The following is a 14574-nucleotide window of genomic DNA, read 5'->3' as shown; positions in this document are numbered from 1 at the left end:
GGAGTGCCCCACGACATCGAGCGCCCGTACGGCCCCCTGATCGAGAGCACCGCCCGGGTCGCGGCCTGGAACGTCTGGGACCGCTACGGCCCCTGGGAGGACCGCGAGAAGGCGATCCTCGCGGTGCTCCGGGAGGCCGCCCCCGACGCCGTCGTCCTGGTCGAGGCATGGGAGGACGACGACGCCGCGCAGGCGGCACGGCTCGGCGGGGCGCTCGGCCTGCCGCACACCGTGTTCCGGGGCGGGGAGTCCCGGGCGCCGGCGGGCGGCCGGTCCGGAATCGCCCTGCTGTCCCGCTGGCCCCTCGGCCGGGTGGGCGAGCGGCGGCTGGGCGATCGGACCGGGGCCGACGGCGGTCTCGCCGTGCACGCCCGGGTGGACGGGCCGCGCGGGGCGCTCCAGCTGTTCGGGGCCGCGCTCGGGTGGAAGCTGGGCCACAGCGCGCAGCGGCAGGAGCAGGTCCGCGCCCTCGGCGCCTACGTGCGCGAGACCACCGGCAGGGACGCGCCGGTCGTGGTGGCAGGGGACTTCAACGCCGACCCGGACTCCGACGAGATCCGCATGCTCACCGGCCGCGCCGCCGTCAGCGCGCCCGGCGTGGTGTTCTACGACGCCTGGGAGACGGCCGGCGACGGCACCCCCGGGTACACCTGGAGCGGCGCCAACCCGTGGACGGAGCCGGTGCTGTGGCCGGACCGCCGCATCGACTACGTCTTCTCGGCGTGGCCGCGCGCGGGCGGCGCCGGCCATCCCGTCCGGTGCGGGCTGCTGGGCGACCGTCCGGTGGACGGGGTCGTCCCGTCCGACCACTACGGCGTGTTCGCCGACCTGCGCTACTGATCGGGCAGGTCGACGGCGGTGCCTTCGCGGGCGGAGCGGTTGGCCGCCTCGATCACCTCGAGGCCGGTGATCGCGTCCGCGAGGGTGACCGGCGGGGGAGCGCCGTCCCGCAGGGTGCGCAGGACGCTCGCGTAGAACTCGTGGTAGGCGCCTGGGGCGGTCGGTTCCGGGGTCTGGTGGCCAGGGGTGCCGAGCAGGCCGTACGACTCCGGCGGGGCGATGCCGTAGCCGGGGTCCTTCGGGGTCAGGCCCTCGTGGAGCTGCGCCTCCTGCACGTCCATGCCCGAGACCGTGTAGGCCGCGCGGCCGCCGAGGACGCGGAAGCGCGGGCCGGGCTGCGCGGAGGTCGCGCTCATCCACAGGTGGGAGCGGGCGCCGCCCGGGTGGGAGAGGGCCAGGAACACGTCGTCGGGGGCGACGGCGCCGCCGCGGCGGGTGTCGATCTCGGCGTGGACGCGGGCCGGGCGGCCGAGCAGGGCGACCGCCTGGTCGACGAGGTGGGAGCCGAGGTCGAACAGGATGCCGCCCGCGTCGCGCGGGTCGGCGCTCTCCTTCCAGCTCTCCTTCACCTCCGGCCGCCAGCGCTCGAACCGGGACTCCAGGCGCTGGACGCCGCCGAGCGCGCCGGCGTCCACGAGCCGCCCCACCGTCTGGTAGTCGCCGTCCCAGCGGCGGTTGTGGAACGGGAACACCGGCAGGCCCCGGACGGCGCTCAGCGCCGCCAGCGACCGGGCGTCCGCCGCCGAGGCCGCGACCGGCTTGTCCACGACCACCGGGACGCCCGCGGTCAGCGCCGTCCGGGCCAGCGGGACGTGCTGCCGGTTCGGCGCGGTGACGACGACGAGGTCGTAGCCGCCCGGCGCCCCCCACAGCCGGTCGGCGCCGTCGACCACCTCCGCCTCCGGGTAGCGCTCCCGCACGGCGCGCTGCCGTTCCGGGGCGCCCGTCACGACCGCGGCCAGCCGCATCCCCGGCACCGAGGAGATCAGCGGGGCGTGGAAAACCGAGCCGCCGGTGCCGTATCCGATCAGCGCAACACGCAGGTCCATGCCCCGATCATGACCGATGGGGCGGCGGCGGCCGGGCGGCGGGTCCGGTGTCCGGCGCATCGGGTGCGGCGCGAACGGGCAGGATCGACGTAGGCTTTCGTCCGGGGATGTGCCGGATCTAGGGGGACGTGTTGCCGAAGCCAGTGCTGCTGACGGTCGACGACGACCCGGGCGTGTCCCGGGCCGTGGCGCGCGACCTGCGCCGCAGGTACGCCGAGTCGTACCGGATCGTGCGCGCCGAGTCGGGCCGGCAGGCCCTGGACGCGCTGAGCGAGCTGCGGCTGCGCGGCGAGGACACGGCCGTCCTCCTCGCCGACCACCGGATGCCGGAGATGGACGGCGTGGAGTTCCTGGAGCACGCCATGGACGTGTTCCCGTACGCCCGCCGGGTCCTGCTCACCGCCTACGCCGAGACCGACGCCGCGATCCGCGCGATCAACGACGTGGACCTCGACCACTACCTCCTCAAGCCGTGGGACCCGCCGGAGGAGAAGTTCTACCCGGTGATCGACAACCTGCTGGACGTGTGGGCCCGCACCGACCGGGACCCGCCCCGCGAGCTGCGGGTCGTCGGGCACCGCTGGTCGTCGCGCTGCTACGAGGTCCGCGACTTCCTCGCCCGCCACCAGATGCCCTACACCTGGCTGATGGACTCCGACCCGGACGGCGCCGAGCTGGTCGCCGCCGCCGGGGAGCCCGAGCTTCCGCTGGTGGTCACCGCGGACGGGACGGCGCTGTCCGCGCCGTCCGACGCCGAGCTGGCCGCCGCGGTCGGGCTGCCGAGCACCCCGTCCACCGGCTTCTACGACCTGATCGTGGTCGGGGGCGGCCCGTCCGGCCTCGGCGCGGCCGTGTACGGCGCGTCCGAGGGCCTGCGGACGGTCGTGGTGGAGCGCCGCGCCCTCGGCGGCCAGGCCGGGCAGAGCTCCCGCATCGAGAACTACCTCGGCTTCCCCGACGGGGTGAGCGGGTCGCAGCTGGCCGAGCGGGCCCGCCGGCAGGCCGACCGGTTCGGCGCCGAGCTGCTGCAGGCCGGCGAGGTCGTCGGGCTGGAGTCGCGCGGCACGGCCCGGGTGGCGCGGCTGTCGGACGGCACGGAGATCGCCGCGCACGCCGTGATCCTCGCCAGCGGCGTCTCCTACCGCCGCCTCGTCGCGGAGGGCGTGGACGACTTCGTCGGGCGCGGCGTCTTCTACGGGGCGGCGCTGACCGAGGCGCCGTCCTGCGCGGACGAGGAGGTCGCCGTCGTCGGCGGCGCCAACTCCGCCGGGCAGGCCGCCGTGTACCTGGCCCGGTACGCCAGGAAGGTGCACATCATCGTCCGGGCGGACGGCCTGGAGAAGTCGATGTCGCACTACCTGATCGAGCAGATCGCCGCGACGCCCAACATCGAGGTGCACACCGGCAAGACGGTGTGCGCCGCGGAGGGCACCGACCGGCTGGAGCGGCTCACGTTCGCCTGGGCGGGCGGGAAGAAGACCATCGACGCGCACTGGCTGTTCGTGTTCATCGGCGCCGAGCCCGGCACGGGCTGGCTGGACGGCCTCGTCGAACGCGACGCGCGCGGCTACGTCCTGACGGGCCCGGACCTGGTCGCCGGCGGGCGGCGCCCCGCCGGCTGGCCGCTCGCCCGCCAGCCCTACCACCTGGAGACCAACGTCCCCGGCGTGTTCGCCGCGGGCGACGTCCGCTCGGAGTCGATGAAGCGGGTCGCCTCGGCGGTCGGCGACGGCGCCATGGCCGTGGCCCTTGTGCATCGCTACCTGGAGCAGGCATGACGACCATCTCACCCGAGGAACTGCAGGAGCTGTTCCTCTTCGAGGACCTCGACGACGACAAGCTCGCCTTCCTGTCGCTGTGCGGGTCGGTCGCGGAGTACCCGGCCGACGGCATCATCTGCGCCCAGGGCGAGCCGGCCGAGTTCTTCTACGTGCTGCTGGACGGCGAGATGGTCATGACGCAGAACGTGCGGGGCCACTCGGTCGAGGTCAGCCGGACCGACCGTCCGGGCACCTACGGCGGGGCCGTGCAGGCGTACCTGGGCGACAAGATCGAGCAGCGGTACCAGCACACGCTGCGGGCGACGCGGCCCGCCAGGCTCTTCGTGCTGCCGGCCCGCAAGTTCGCCAAGGCCGTCCGCAAGTGGTTCCCGATGGCCACCCACCTGCTGGAGGGCAGCTTCTTCGGGATGACCACCGCGCGGCGGGTCGTCGACCAGCGCGAGCGCCTCACCGCGCTCGGCACGATCACCGCGGGGCTCACCCACGAGCTGAACAACCCGGCGGCGGCGGCCGCGCGGGCGAGCGCCGAGCTCGGCGAGCGGCTGATCCGCGCCCAGCAGAGCCTCGCCGACCTCGCCGCGCAGGGCGTCGACTGCACCCACCTGAGCGCGCTGGTCTCGCTGCGGCCGGCTCTTCCCGCCGCGCCGGGCGGCCGCCGCAGCCCGCTGGAGGTCAGCGACGCCGAGGACGAGCTGGGCGACTGGCTGGAGGAGCACGGCGTCGGCGAGGCATGGGACCTCGCGCCCGGACTGGTCGCCTCGGGGATCGGGATCGAGCAGGCCGGGGAGGTCGAACGGGCGGCGGGCGAGCACCTGCCCGCGGCGATGCGCTGGCTCGCCGAGGTGATGGAGGTGACCCAGCTCCAGGCGGAGATCTCCGAGGCGGTGGGCCGCATCACCGCGCTGCTCGACTCCGCCCGGCAGTACTCCCAGCTCGACCGCGCCCCCTACCGGCAGATCGACCTGCGCGAGCTGCTGGACAGCACGCTCACCATGCTGAAGCGCAAGTTCGGCGAGGGCGTGACGGTGAAGACCGTGTACGACGAGACGCTGCCGCCCGTGCCGGTCTACGCGGCCGAGCTGAACCAGGTGTGGACGAACCTGATCGTGAACGCGCTGTACGCGATGCAGGGCTCGGGCACGCTCACGATCCGCACGGCGCGGGAGAACGACAGCGCACTGGTGGAGATCGGTGACACGGGGGTGGGCATCCCGGAGGAGAACCTGGACCGGATCTTCACGCCGTTCTTCACGACCAAGCCGGTGGGGCAGGGCACCGGCCTCGGCCTCGACATCTCCTGGCGCATCGTCGCCGACCGGCACGGCGGCGACATCCGGGTGGAGTCGCTGCCCGGCGACACCCGCTTCCAGGTGCTCCTCCCGCTCACCGAGCCGGCGGCCGACGAGCCCGATCAGTAGGACTGCAGCTCGAGGAGGTTGCCGCCGGGGTCGCGCAGGTGGGCGGTGCGCAGCCCCGGCCCCCACTCGGGACGGTCCCGCGGCTCGGCGACCTGCACGGCGCCGAGCCCGCGGAGCGTCCCGCACGAGGCGTCCACGTCGTCCACGCGGAAAACGAGCATCGAGCCGTCCTGCCCGGACGGTGCGGGCAGCTCCGCGGTGCCGACGGCCTCCGCCATCCGGGCCCGTCCCATCAGCACCAGGACGCCCTCGCCCTTCAGGTCCCAGTTCGCGTACTCGGCCTCGGGGATCAGCTTGACCGGCTCGATCCCGAGCAGCGCGCGCAGCGCCGCCTCGTAGAAGCGGGCGCAGGCGCCGAAGTCGTCCACCAGAAGCCGCGGGTGCAGAGCGTCCATGGCCGGGAGATTACTCGAACAGGTCGGGCTGCTCGCGGGTGATCTGGTCGTAGAGGGGCTGGTAGTTGATCCAGCCGACCAGGTCGTTGCCGATCTGCTCGTGGGTGAGGACGGCGTTGTCGTGCTCGATCGGGACGACCTGCCCCGCGGCCTTCGCGAGGAGCTGCACCTGGCACGAGCGCTCCATCGTGATGAACCACCAGGCGGCGGCGTCCACGGTGTCGCCGACCGTCAGCAGCCCGTGGTTGCGCAGGATGACCGCCTTGGTCTCACCGAGCGCGGCGGCGATGCGCTTGCCCTCCTCCAGGTCGGTCACGACGCCGGTGTAGTCGTCGAACAGGCCGTGGTCCTGGTAGAACGCGCACACGTCCTGGGTGATCGGCTCCAGCTTCCGGCCGAGCGCCGAGATCGCCCGCCCGTGGGTGGAGTGGCTGTGCGCGGCGGCCACCACGTCCGGGCGGGCCTGGTGCACCTGCGAGTGGATCGCGAACGCGGCCTCGTTGACCGGGTAGCGGCCCTCGACGACCTTGCCCTCGTGGTTCACCAGGATCAGGTCGCTGACCTTGATGTGCTTGAACGACATGCCGAACGGGTTGACCCAGAAGTGGTCGGTGCGCTCGGGGTCGCGGGCGGTGATGTGGCCGGCCACGCCCTCCTCGAACCCGAACTTGCCGAAGACGCGCAGCGCGGCGGCCAGGCGCTCCTTGCGGTGCCGGCGCTCGTCCGCGACGTCGTCGAACGTGGGCGGCAGCCGGAAGATCAGGTCGGTCGGCAGCTTGTCCAGGAACTCTTCCTCGTCGGACATCGGGGCACTCCTCGTACTCGTCTTCCTCCCACCGAACACCATCGGCCGGGCCCGCGGCTAGCCCGCACCGGCGCAAGCCGCGCACACCTGGTTGTCCCGCCGGGACAACCAGGGCCCAGAATGTGGGGATGGAGCCCAGCGCGGGCGACCGCTTCCTGCGGTTGCTGATCGAGCACAGCGACGACCCGGTGCTGCTGGAGGCGACGGTCCGTGCCGCCCGGAGCAGGTCGGAGCTGGTGGCGGCGCTGCCCGAGGAGGAGACCCGGCGGCACACCCGCGCGCTCGTCCGCGGGGTGCTCGCCGCGCTGGAGGACGGCGGGCCGGGCGAGGAGGTCCTCGCGGCGGCGGAGCGGCTCGGCTCGGACCGGGCCCGCCAGGGGGTGCCGGTCGCGGCGTTCCTGGACGGCTTCCAGGCGGGCCGCGCCCACCTGGTCCGGACGCTGATCGCCGACGGCCGCCGGCTGGGCGTCCCGGACGCGGCGCTGCTGGACGGCGTGACCCGCATCGACGAGATCACCACCGCGCTCGTCCACCGGATGGTGCACGCCCACCGGGTCGCCGAGCTGGAGCTGGCGCGGACCGTCCGCGAGGGCCGCGTCCAGATGCTCCGGCAGCTGCTGCACGGCGAGAGCGTCCCCGTCCTCGCCCCGCTCGACCCGTCCGCCTCGTACCACTGCGTGGTGTCCGAGGTGAGCGACCCGGCGGTGGCGGCGCGGCTGGAGGCGGGGCTCACCGCCGCCGGGCCGGGCCTGTGCGGGCTGGTCGACGGGCGGTTCGCGGCGCTGGTCGCCCGGCTCCCGGACGCGCCGCCGCCCGGCCCGCTGATGGTGGCGGCGCCGCCCGCCCGCCCCGGGGACGTCGCCCCGATGTACGCGCTCGGCCGGCGGGCGCTGCGGGCGGGCGCGGGCGCCGGGCTCACCGGGATGCGCGACCTCGCCGGCCTCGCCCTGCTCACCGTCACCGGGGCCGAGCCGGAGCTGGGCGGCCTCCTCGCCGGCGCGCTGCTGCCCGGCCTCGACCCGGACGAGCCCTTCCACCTGGAGCTGGCCGAGACCGCCCTGGCCTACCTCGACCACGGCGGCCGGATCGAGCCGACCGCCGCGGCGCTGCACGTCCACGGCAACACCGTGAAGTACCGGATCCGCCGCTTCCAGGAGCTGGCCGGGCGGCCGCTGCTCGACCCGGCGGACGGCGCGGCGGTGTCCCGCACAGCGAACTGGTGGTGGGCCCTGCACCGGTGGCTGGCCCGCGCCACGTCATGATCTATTGGGGACGTCCCGCCCCGGGACGCCCGGAGGAGAACGGAGGAGCCGGTGACCACACCGAGGATCGGCACCGTCATGTGGCCCATGCAGTCCTGGCCGGAGGCCGGGGAGCTGTGGCGGCGCGCCGAGGACCTCGGGTTCCGGCACGCCTGGGTGTACGACCACATCGCCTGGCACGGCACGACGCCCTGGTACGACGCGTACACGACGTTGGCCGCGGCCGCCGCCGTCACCTCCCGGGTGCGGATCGGCACGCTGGTGACCTCGCCGAACTTCCGGCATCCGGTCCCGGCCGCGCACGCGATCAAGACGATCGACCATGTGAGCGGCGGGCGGCTGTCCATCGGCATCGGCTCGGGCGGTACGCACCGCGACTCCGACGCGGGCGTCCTCGGCGGGGGCGACTGGAGCCCGGACGAGCGCGCCTCCCGGTTCGCCGAGTGGGTCGGCCTGCTCGACCGGCTGCTCACCGAGGCGGAGACGTCCTACGAGGGGACGTACTACACCGCGCGGGAGGTCGTCGAGGAGCCCGGCTGCGTGCAGCGTCCGCGCGTGCCGTTCGTCATCGCGGGGAACGGGCCGCGCGGGATGCGGGTCGCGGCCCGGCACGGCACCGGATGGGTGACCAGCGGCCACGCCCCGGGACGCAGGCCGCAGGAGGTCGTCCGCTCCCGGCTGGACGCCCTGCACGCCGCGTGCGAGGCGGAGGGGCGCCGGATCGGCGACCTCATCCTGATGACGGGCTTCAGCGAGGAGCCCTGGCTCGAGTCGCCCGGCGCGTTCGCCGACCTCGCGGGCCGCTACGCGGAACTCGGCATCACCGAGATCGCGCTGCACTGGCCCCGCCCCGGCACGCCGTTCGAGGCGGACATGAAGGTCTTCGAGGCGATCGCCGCCGAGTACGGAGTGGGCAGCTGATGCCGTTCGTGCTGCTCGCCTTCGCGATCGCGTTCGAGGTCACGGCGACGCTGGCGATGCGCGCCTCCGACGGGTTCACCAAGGCCGGGCCGATCGCCATCGTCGTGGCGGGCTACCTGATCTCGTTCGTGTTCATGGCGCGGGCGCTGACGTCGCTGAACGTCGGGCCGGTCTACGCGATCTGGTCGGCGCTCGGCACGATCGGGGCGTTCGCCGGCGGGGTCCTGCTGTTCGACGAGCCGGTCAAGCCGGTGGCCATCGCCGGCGCCGTGATCATCGTGGTCGGCGTCATCGTCATGAACCTGGGCGGCGGCGTCCACCAGGGCTGAGCCGTCACATCCGGTACAGGTCGCCCGCGACGCCCCATTCGCTGTGCGGCGGCGCCTCGCCGCGCCCCGCCGACGGCGGCCGGACGAGCACGAGCCGGAGCACGCCGAGCCGCCGCGCCGCCCGGGCCGCCGCCTCCGCGTCGTCGCCGGGGACGCCCGCGAACATCAGGTCGGCGTCCCGCGCCCAGCCGGGCGGCTCGGCGAGCTCCGGCGCCCACACGCACGTCCGGTGCCCGGCCGCGATCCGGTAGCCGTGCATCGCCCCGCCGGGATGCGGGACCGGCAGCGGCTCGATGCGCAGGGCGCCGCGCCGGAACGGCGCGCGGACGGGCGCGGGCATGCCGCACTCCGCGGCGATCCGGCGGCGGGCGGGCTGGCAGGGGCCTTGCTCGTCGCGGACCAGCCAGGCCGCGGAGAACTCCGGCGGCTCCGAGCCGGGCCCGCCGTCCAGCCCGACCTGCGCGTGGCCGTACTCGACCAGCAGCCCGGCCGGGGCGTGCGGCGACGAGCGGGTCGTTCCGATACCGAGCAGGATCAGGCGCGGCATGTCCCGATCGTCACCCCGTGCCCGGCCCGCGTCCACCCCCGGGCCGCGTCCGCCTTGCGGGGCTCAGGCCGGGACTTCGAGGAGGGTGGTCTCGCGCTGCTGGTCCAGCTGGCCTCCGATCAGCTCGGTCGGCGTGCAGCCGGACAGGGCGCGGAACTCGCGGTTGAGGTGCGCCTGGTCGTAGTAGCCGCAGGCGAACGCGGCCTCGGCGTACCCGGCGCCGCCGGTGAGCAGGTCGACGGCGCGCCGGAAGCGGAACACCCGCCCCATGACCTTGGGCGGCAGCCCGGCCTGGTCGCGGAACCGGTTGGTCAGGTGCTTGCGGCTCCACCCGACGTCGGCGGCGAGGTCGGCGACCGGCACCGCGGGGTCGCCATCGAGCAGCCGCCACGCCCTGGCCACCTCCGGGTCGGGAACGGGACCGGCGTCGAGGCGGCGCAGCAGGAAGCCGTCCAGGACGTCGAAGCGCGCGCTCCACGAGGGGGCGCCGGCGAGCCGCTCGACCAGCCGGCGCGCATCCGGGCCGAGCAGGTCGGGCAGCTCGACGGCGGCGTTGGTGAGGTGCGCCATCGGGACCCCGAGCAGGCTGTAGGCGCCGAGCGGGGTGATGTCGAGCTGGATGCCGCGCTGCCCGCCCGGGCTGCGGTACATGCCGTGGCCGTCGTGCATCCCCGCGACGAACGAGCCGTACTCGCGGTGGCCCACCCCGGGGTCGGGCACCTCCAGGTAGAGCGGCGGACCCAGGTTGATGATCACGACGGTGGTGCGGGTGGGCAGCGTCCGCATCCGGGTCGGGACGACCGCGGGCTCCCAGTAGCCGTGGTAGGCGCCCAGGAACGGGCGCAGCGCCGGGTGCGGGCGCCCCTCCGCGAGCCACCAGCCGCCCCGGTCGCTGATCTCGACCGGCCTCGTGCCCATGGCTCCAGTCCTACCACGTGCGCCGGACAGGACCGGCTACTCGTACATCTGCCCGCAGACGGCGATGCGGGCCAGATCGGTCCAGCTCATGGTGGTGATCGCGCGGACGTAGGAGCGGGCGGGCGCCTCGCCCGGGGCGGTGGGCAGCGGCACGCGGGCGCCGTCGCCGGCGTCCCAGCCGCCGAGGCTGCCGGCGACCGCGCACTCCAGGTACGTCGCCGGGTCGAAGTTGTACCAGCGGGCCGGGGTGGCGCGGCCCCCGGAGCCGGGCGGCCGGGGCGCGTCCACGCCGAACCGGGCCTGCGGGCCCGGGGGAGCGGCCAGGAAGTCCTCCAGGTCGGCGATCTGGGAGAGCAGCACCCGCTCCCAGTCGGCGTAGCCGTCCGGCTCGTCGCCGGGCAGGGACAGGTCCTTGGCGCTCCACGCCGGGTCGAAGGCGGCGGGCGGGGTGGTCGACGCCGCGGCGAACATCGCCGCGACGTCGTCGGGCTCCAGCCGCTCCTGCCCGCCGAGCGGGGCGCTGACCTTCCAGAGCGAGCGCAGGAACGCCGACAGCGACCAGGATGCCGCCCGCGCCTCCTGGCCGAGATGCAGGAACACGAGGTACAGGTCGCGGTTGCTGCGGACGGCCGGTCCCGGCGGGCCGTCCACCCAGTACGTCTGGCGGTGGCGGACGCCGCTCTCCATGACCATGACCTGCGCCAGGGCCGAGATCCGCGAGTCGTGCGCGGCGACGTGGAACGTGTTGCCGAGGTCGTCCTGGCGCATGACGTCCCAGGTGTGCATCCGGCTCCTCCACGGTAGGTGCGGTGGTCCACGCCCCCTCGTCCAGAAGTGTCCCATTCCGGGGACCGACCGCCAGTAGTGGCCATGTCACTTTCCGGACTCGAAGTCGTGACTTTCCGCTCATGTAGTACGCGCCGGAAATGGGGAGGGCCCGGCGGCCGGCCGCCGGGCCCCTGTCGCCGGATCCCTCAGTTCTTCGAGCGGTGGATCACCTGGAGCTCGGTGAACCCGTACAGGCCCCACGGCCCGTTCTCGACGCCGACGCCGCTCCACTTGAACCCGCCGAACGGCTGGTGCGGGGCGAGCGCGAGGTGCGTGTTGACCCAGGCGGTGCCGCACTCCAGCCGCCCGGCGACCTCGGCGGCCCGGTCGGCGTCGGCGCCCCACACCGAGCCGGACAGCCCGAAGTGGGTGCCGTTGGCGCGGGCGAGGGCGTCGTCCAGGTCGGTGTACTTGACGATCGGCAGCGCCGGGCCGAACTGCTCCTCGTCCACGATCCGGGCGCCGTCGGCGAGGTCGGCGAGGATCGTCGGCTCGAAGAAGTAGCCGGGCCCGTCGATCGGCTTGCCGCCCGCCGCCGCGCGGGCGCCGCCGGCGAGCGCCTCCGCGACCAGCGCGCCGACCCGCTCGTACTGCGGCTTGTTGTTGATCGGCCCGTACTGGACGCCCTCCTCCAGGCCGTTGCCGACCTTGGCGGCCCTGGCCCGCTCGGCGAGGGCGTCCACCACGTCCCCGTAGAGCGACTCCGGGACGTAGACGCGCTTGATCGCCGAGCACACCTGGCCGTTGTTCTGGAACGCGGCGCCGAACAGCCGGTCGGCGACCGCGCCGGGGTCGGCGTCGTCCAGCAGGATTGCCGGGTCGTTGCCGCCGAGCTCCAGCGTGACGCGCTTCAGGTCGGGCGCCGCGGCGGCCGCGACCCGCTTGCCGGTCGCGACGCTCCCGGTGAAGCTGATCTTGCGCGGGACGTCGTGCCCGGTCATCCAGGCGCCGAGGTCGTCCCCGCCGGTGACGACGTTCAGCACGCCGGGCGGCAGGACGTCGCGCAGCACCTCGCCGAGCTTGAGGCTGGACAGCGGCGTGAACGGCGACGGCTTCAGCACCATCGTGTTGCCCGCGAGCAGCGCGGGGGCGAGCTTCCAGATCGCCAGCAGCAGCGGGTAGTTCCACGGGGTGATCGCGGCGACCACGCCCATCGGGCGGCGGACGACCTCGACCAGCGCGTTCGCGTCGTCCTGGATGACCTCGCGGGGCAGCTCCAGGTCGGCGAAGTACTTCAGCCACACGCCGGCGCCGACGACCTCCATGGTCCCCTCGGCCAGTGGTTTGCCCTGCTCCAGGGTCAGGATCCGGCCGATCTCCTCCGATCTCGCGAACAGGACGTCGGCCGCCGCGAGCAGCGCCTTGCGGCGCGCGGACTCGTCGCGTCGCCACTCCGGGTAGGCGGCCTGCGCCGCGGCCATGGCCGCGTCCAGCTGCTCCCTGGACGCGTCGGGCGCCTGCTCGGCCACCTCGCCGGTCGCCGGATCGATCACGCCGAAGGTGCCGGGCGCGGTCACGGCCTGGCCGCCGATGGTCATCGAGAAGTTCTCGGACACCTGGATCCTCCGCTCACGGGGTTACCGAACGGGATTCAGTATTCACCCTCGCCGCCCCTCCTGACGAGGGTCCCCGGCGGGCCGGACGGCGGGGCCGGCGGTTGCCCGCCTGACCGGTACCGGCGAGATCCCGGCGAAGCGGCGCCGGCGGGGAGATGATCTCCCCATGCGATCACGTCTCACAGCGGTGTTCGCCCTCGGCCTCGCGCTCGCCGCATCCGGCGGGGCGACGGCGGCCGCGGCACCCCAGGCGCCGGAGCCGGCGCGACCGTCCGGCCCGAAGCTCACCGACCCGCACCCGTGCGCGGACGAGCCCGGCTTCACCTGCTCCTTCCTGACCGTCCCCCTCGACCACCGCCGCCCGCGGGCGAAGGACGCCCTGAAGCTCCAGGTGGCGACGGCCGGCAACACCGGCGCGCCCAAGGGCGTCCTCCTGTTCCTCACCGGAGGCCCGGGCCAGCCCGGCGCCCCGTTCATCGGCGGCATCTCGCAGCGGATGCCGGAGCTCGCGACGAACTACCGGTTCGTCATGGTCGACCAGCGCGGCACCGGCGAGTTCGGCGCGATCGACTGCCCGAGGCTGCAGGCGGAGGTGGACGGCAGCGACATCGAGCCGCCCTCGCCCGCGGCGGTCAAGGAGTGCGCGGGCGTTCTCGGCGACCGGCGCCACTACTTCACCACCGAGCAGACGGCCGGGGACCTCGACCTGCTGCGCCAAGCGCTCGGCGTGCGGAAATGGACGGTGGACGGCGTCTCCTACGGCACCATGACCGGCGCCACCTACGCCGCTCTCCACCCGGGCAACGTGAACAGGCTCGTCCTCGACTCCGTGCTGCCGTTCGTCGATCCGCAGCACGACGACATGCTCTACCTCACCGGCCAGCGCGCGACCGCGCGCGTCCTGCGGGACGCCTGCGAGACGGCGCCCGCCTGCGGATTCGACCCGGCCGAGGACCTGGCCTGGCTCGCCAGGCACCGCGACGACGCCGTCCTCATCTGGGACATGCTGGTGAGCTACGAGTTCGCCGACCCGTCCTACCGGGACGCAAGCGCTCTCGGGGGCCTGGGCGACGTGGTCTCGGCGATCCACGACGCCAGGAACGGGGATCCGGCGCACCTCGACCGGCTGCTCCAGGCGCTCGACTCCGGCGGCGGGGACATCGCCGAGTACAGCTCGGGCCTGCACATCGCCACCATCTGCGGTGACGGCCACTTCCCGTGGGGGACGTCGGAGACCCCGCCCGCGTTCCGCAAGGCCGCGCTGGAGCGGACGCGCAAGCACCTGCCGGCGCGGGCCACCTGGCCATTCACCGCCGACACCGCCGTGGGCAACGGGTTCGTCCAGGAATGCCTGCACTGGCCGTGGGCGCGGCACACCGCCGAGCCGCACCGGGCGAAGCTGTCCGTCCCGGTCCTGCTGGTGAACGGCGACCACGACCTGTCCACGCCGCTGGAGTGGGCGCGGGAGACGCTTCGCTACGCCCCGCGCGGCAGGCTCGTCGTGGTGAAGGGGGCTTCCCACTCCATCCAGAACCGTGAGCGCGGGACGCAGGGGCGCGAAGCGGTCAGCGCGTTCCTGCTCGGCTGAGCTCAGGAGGCGAAGATGCGGTCCAGCAGATCGCGGTAGCCGCGCAGCGCCAGCCGGAGCCGCTCGGTGTCGGGCGGGCCGCCCTTCTCCGGGCCGCCCTTCTCCAGGGACCCGGTGAGCGTCCGCCGGTGCGCGGCGATCGCGCGTCCGAGGGCGTCGACGGCCTCGGACGCGAGGTCGTCCGCCCGGCGCACGGACTCGCCCGGGTCGTCGACGAACGTCGACTGCACCTCCCGCCACCGCTCCCGGAACCGCTCGGTCTCGGCGGGGTCGAACAGCTTGTCCGGGGCGCCGGCGAGAGGTTCGGCCGGGGCCGGGATGGGGGCCGGGATCGGGT

General features: G+C 74.4%; 15 protein-coding genes. 7 read left to right on the top strand and 8 right to left on the bottom strand.

Annotation, left to right across the window (positions count from 1 at the left end; translation table 11 throughout):
- Positions 1–3: 3 nt before the first annotated feature.
- Complete coding sequence (locus E1293_RS10585; RefSeq protein WP_132196434.1) at positions 4–840, top strand: endonuclease/exonuclease/phosphatase family protein; 837 nt, start codon at positions 4–6, stop codon at positions 838–840.
- Here E1293_RS10585 and E1293_RS10580 read toward each other — a convergent pair.
- Positions 834–1889, bottom strand: coding sequence for a Gfo/Idh/MocA family oxidoreductase (locus E1293_RS10580; RefSeq protein WP_132196432.1), 1056 nt, complete (start codon positions 1887–1889; stop codon positions 834–836). The genes E1293_RS10585 and E1293_RS10580 overlap by 7 nt on opposite strands.
- A gap of 131 nt (positions 1890–2020) precedes the next feature.
- Here E1293_RS10580 and E1293_RS10575 point away from each other — a divergent pair, with 131 nt between their 5' ends.
- Both E1293_RS10575 and E1293_RS10570 read left to right on the top strand, forming a co-directional pair.
- A complete protein-coding gene (locus tag E1293_RS10575; RefSeq protein ID WP_132196430.1) occupies positions 2021–3667 on the top strand; it encodes an NAD(P)/FAD-dependent oxidoreductase in 1647 nt (548 codons plus the stop codon).
- Positions 3664–5088, top strand: coding sequence for an ATP-binding protein (locus E1293_RS10570; RefSeq protein WP_132196428.1), 1425 nt, complete (start codon positions 3664–3666; stop codon positions 5086–5088). Before E1293_RS10575 ends, E1293_RS10570 begins: the two co-directional genes overlap by 4 nt.
- Here the strand turns inward: E1293_RS10570 and E1293_RS10565 are convergent.
- Together E1293_RS10565 and E1293_RS10560 are read right to left on the bottom strand one after the other, a co-directional pair.
- Positions 5082–5483: a VOC family protein gene (locus E1293_RS10565; RefSeq protein WP_132196426.1), complete on the bottom strand. Its 402-nt coding sequence runs from the start codon at positions 5481–5483 to the stop codon at positions 5082–5084. The two genes, E1293_RS10570 and E1293_RS10565, sit on opposite strands and share 7 nt — an antisense overlap.
- Positions 5484–5493: 10 nt before the next feature.
- Positions 5494–6288: a class II aldolase/adducin family protein gene (locus E1293_RS10560; RefSeq protein WP_207938777.1), complete on the bottom strand. Its 795-nt coding sequence runs from the start codon at positions 6286–6288 to the stop codon at positions 5494–5496.
- 128 nt (positions 6289–6416) lie between these two features.
- Between E1293_RS10560 and E1293_RS10555 the strand changes: the two genes are divergently transcribed.
- From E1293_RS10555 to E1293_RS10545, 3 genes are read left to right on the top strand one after another with little or no spacing between them, the layout of a single operon-like run.
- Positions 6417–7550 carry a helix-turn-helix domain-containing protein gene (locus E1293_RS10555; RefSeq protein ID WP_132196424.1) on the top strand — a complete coding sequence of 378 codons (1134 nt, stop codon included), beginning with the start codon at positions 6417–6419 and terminating at the stop codon, positions 7548–7550.
- A 51-nt stretch (positions 7551–7601) separates the two neighbouring features.
- Complete coding sequence (locus E1293_RS10550; RefSeq protein WP_207938776.1) at positions 7602–8471, top strand: LLM class flavin-dependent oxidoreductase; 870 nt, start codon at positions 7602–7604, stop codon at positions 8469–8471.
- Positions 8471–8800: a DMT family transporter gene (locus tag E1293_RS10545; protein WP_132196422.1), complete on the top strand. Its 330-nt coding sequence runs from the start codon at positions 8471–8473 to the stop codon at positions 8798–8800. Before E1293_RS10550 ends, E1293_RS10545 begins: the two co-directional genes overlap by 1 nt.
- Positions 8801–8804: 4 nt before the next feature.
- Here the strand turns inward: E1293_RS10545 and E1293_RS10540 are convergent, their stop codons facing one another.
- The 4 genes from E1293_RS10540 to E1293_RS10525 all read right to left on the bottom strand — a co-directional run bounded on the left by E1293_RS10540 (position 8805) and on the right by E1293_RS10525 (position 12649).
- Positions 8805–9347 carry an MBL fold metallo-hydrolase gene (locus E1293_RS10540; RefSeq protein WP_132196420.1) on the bottom strand — a complete coding sequence of 181 codons (543 nt, stop codon included), beginning with the start codon at positions 9345–9347 and terminating at the stop codon, positions 8805–8807.
- Positions 9348–9410: 63 nt separating this feature from the next.
- The gene (locus E1293_RS10535) at positions 9411–10265 is read right to left on the bottom strand and encodes a helix-turn-helix domain-containing protein (protein ID WP_132196418.1); all 855 of its coding nucleotides are present in this window, start codon (positions 10263–10265) and stop codon (positions 9411–9413) included.
- A 36-nt stretch (positions 10266–10301) separates the two neighbouring features.
- A complete protein-coding gene (locus E1293_RS10530; protein ID WP_132196416.1) occupies positions 10302–11051 on the bottom strand; it encodes a hypothetical protein in 750 nt (249 codons plus the stop codon).
- Positions 11052–11239: 188 nt separating this feature from the next.
- Positions 11240–12649, bottom strand: coding sequence for an aldehyde dehydrogenase family protein (locus E1293_RS10525; protein WP_243716142.1), 1410 nt, complete (start codon positions 12647–12649; stop codon positions 11240–11242).
- Positions 12650–12815: 166 nt separating this feature from the next.
- Between E1293_RS10525 and E1293_RS10520 the strand changes: the two genes are divergently transcribed.
- The gene (locus E1293_RS10520; RefSeq protein WP_132196414.1) at positions 12816–14237 is read left to right on the top strand and encodes an alpha/beta fold hydrolase; all 1422 of its coding nucleotides are present in this window, start codon (positions 12816–12818) and stop codon (positions 14235–14237) included.
- Between the two features lie 2 nt (positions 14238–14239).
- Here the strand turns inward: E1293_RS10520 and E1293_RS47355 are convergent.
- Positions 14240–14574: hypothetical protein (locus E1293_RS47355; RefSeq protein WP_207938775.1), on the bottom strand; the 335-nt coding region annotated here is incomplete at its 5' end.

The sequence above is a fragment of the Actinomadura darangshiensis genome (assembly GCF_004349235.1).
GTDB lineage: Bacteria > Actinomycetota > Actinomycetes > Streptosporangiales > Streptosporangiaceae > Spirillospora > Spirillospora darangshiensis.
The sequence above is the reverse complement of the archived record's forward strand: the minus strand, read 5'-3'. Positions and strand labels throughout refer to the sequence as shown.

What these genes read in the sequence shown, in the direction of transcription:
- E1293_RS10580 (WP_132196432.1), bottom strand. Translation starts at nt 1,889, where the DNA reads ATGGACCTGCGTGTTGCGCTGATCGGATACGGCACCGGCGGCTCGGTT.
- E1293_RS10570 (WP_132196428.1), top strand. Translation starts at nt 3,664, where the DNA reads ATGACGACCATCTCACCCGAGGAACTGCAGGAGCTGTTCCTCTTCGAG.
- E1293_RS10565 (WP_132196426.1), bottom strand. Translation starts at nt 5,483, where the DNA reads ATGGACGCTCTGCACCCGCGGCTTCTGGTGGACGACTTCGGCGCCTGC.
- E1293_RS10560 (WP_207938777.1), bottom strand. Translation starts at nt 6,288, where the DNA reads ATGTCCGACGAGGAAGAGTTCCTGGACAAGCTGCCGACCGACCTGATC.
- E1293_RS10555 (WP_132196424.1), top strand. Translation starts at nt 6,417, where the DNA reads ATGGAGCCCAGCGCGGGCGACCGCTTCCTGCGGTTGCTGATCGAGCAC.
- E1293_RS10545 (WP_132196422.1), top strand. Translation starts at nt 8,471, where the DNA reads ATGCCGTTCGTGCTGCTCGCCTTCGCGATCGCGTTCGAGGTCACGGCG.
- E1293_RS10540 (WP_132196420.1), bottom strand. Translation starts at nt 9,347, where the DNA reads ATGCCGCGCCTGATCCTGCTCGGTATCGGAACGACCCGCTCGTCGCCG.
- E1293_RS10535 (WP_132196418.1), bottom strand. Translation starts at nt 10,265, where the DNA reads ATGGGCACGAGGCCGGTCGAGATCAGCGACCGGGGCGGCTGGTGGCTC.
- E1293_RS10530 (WP_132196416.1), bottom strand. Translation starts at nt 11,051, where the DNA reads ATGCACACCTGGGACGTCATGCGCCAGGACGACCTCGGCAACACGTTC.
- E1293_RS10520 (WP_132196414.1), top strand. Translation starts at nt 12,816, where the DNA reads ATGCGATCACGTCTCACAGCGGTGTTCGCCCTCGGCCTCGCGCTCGCC.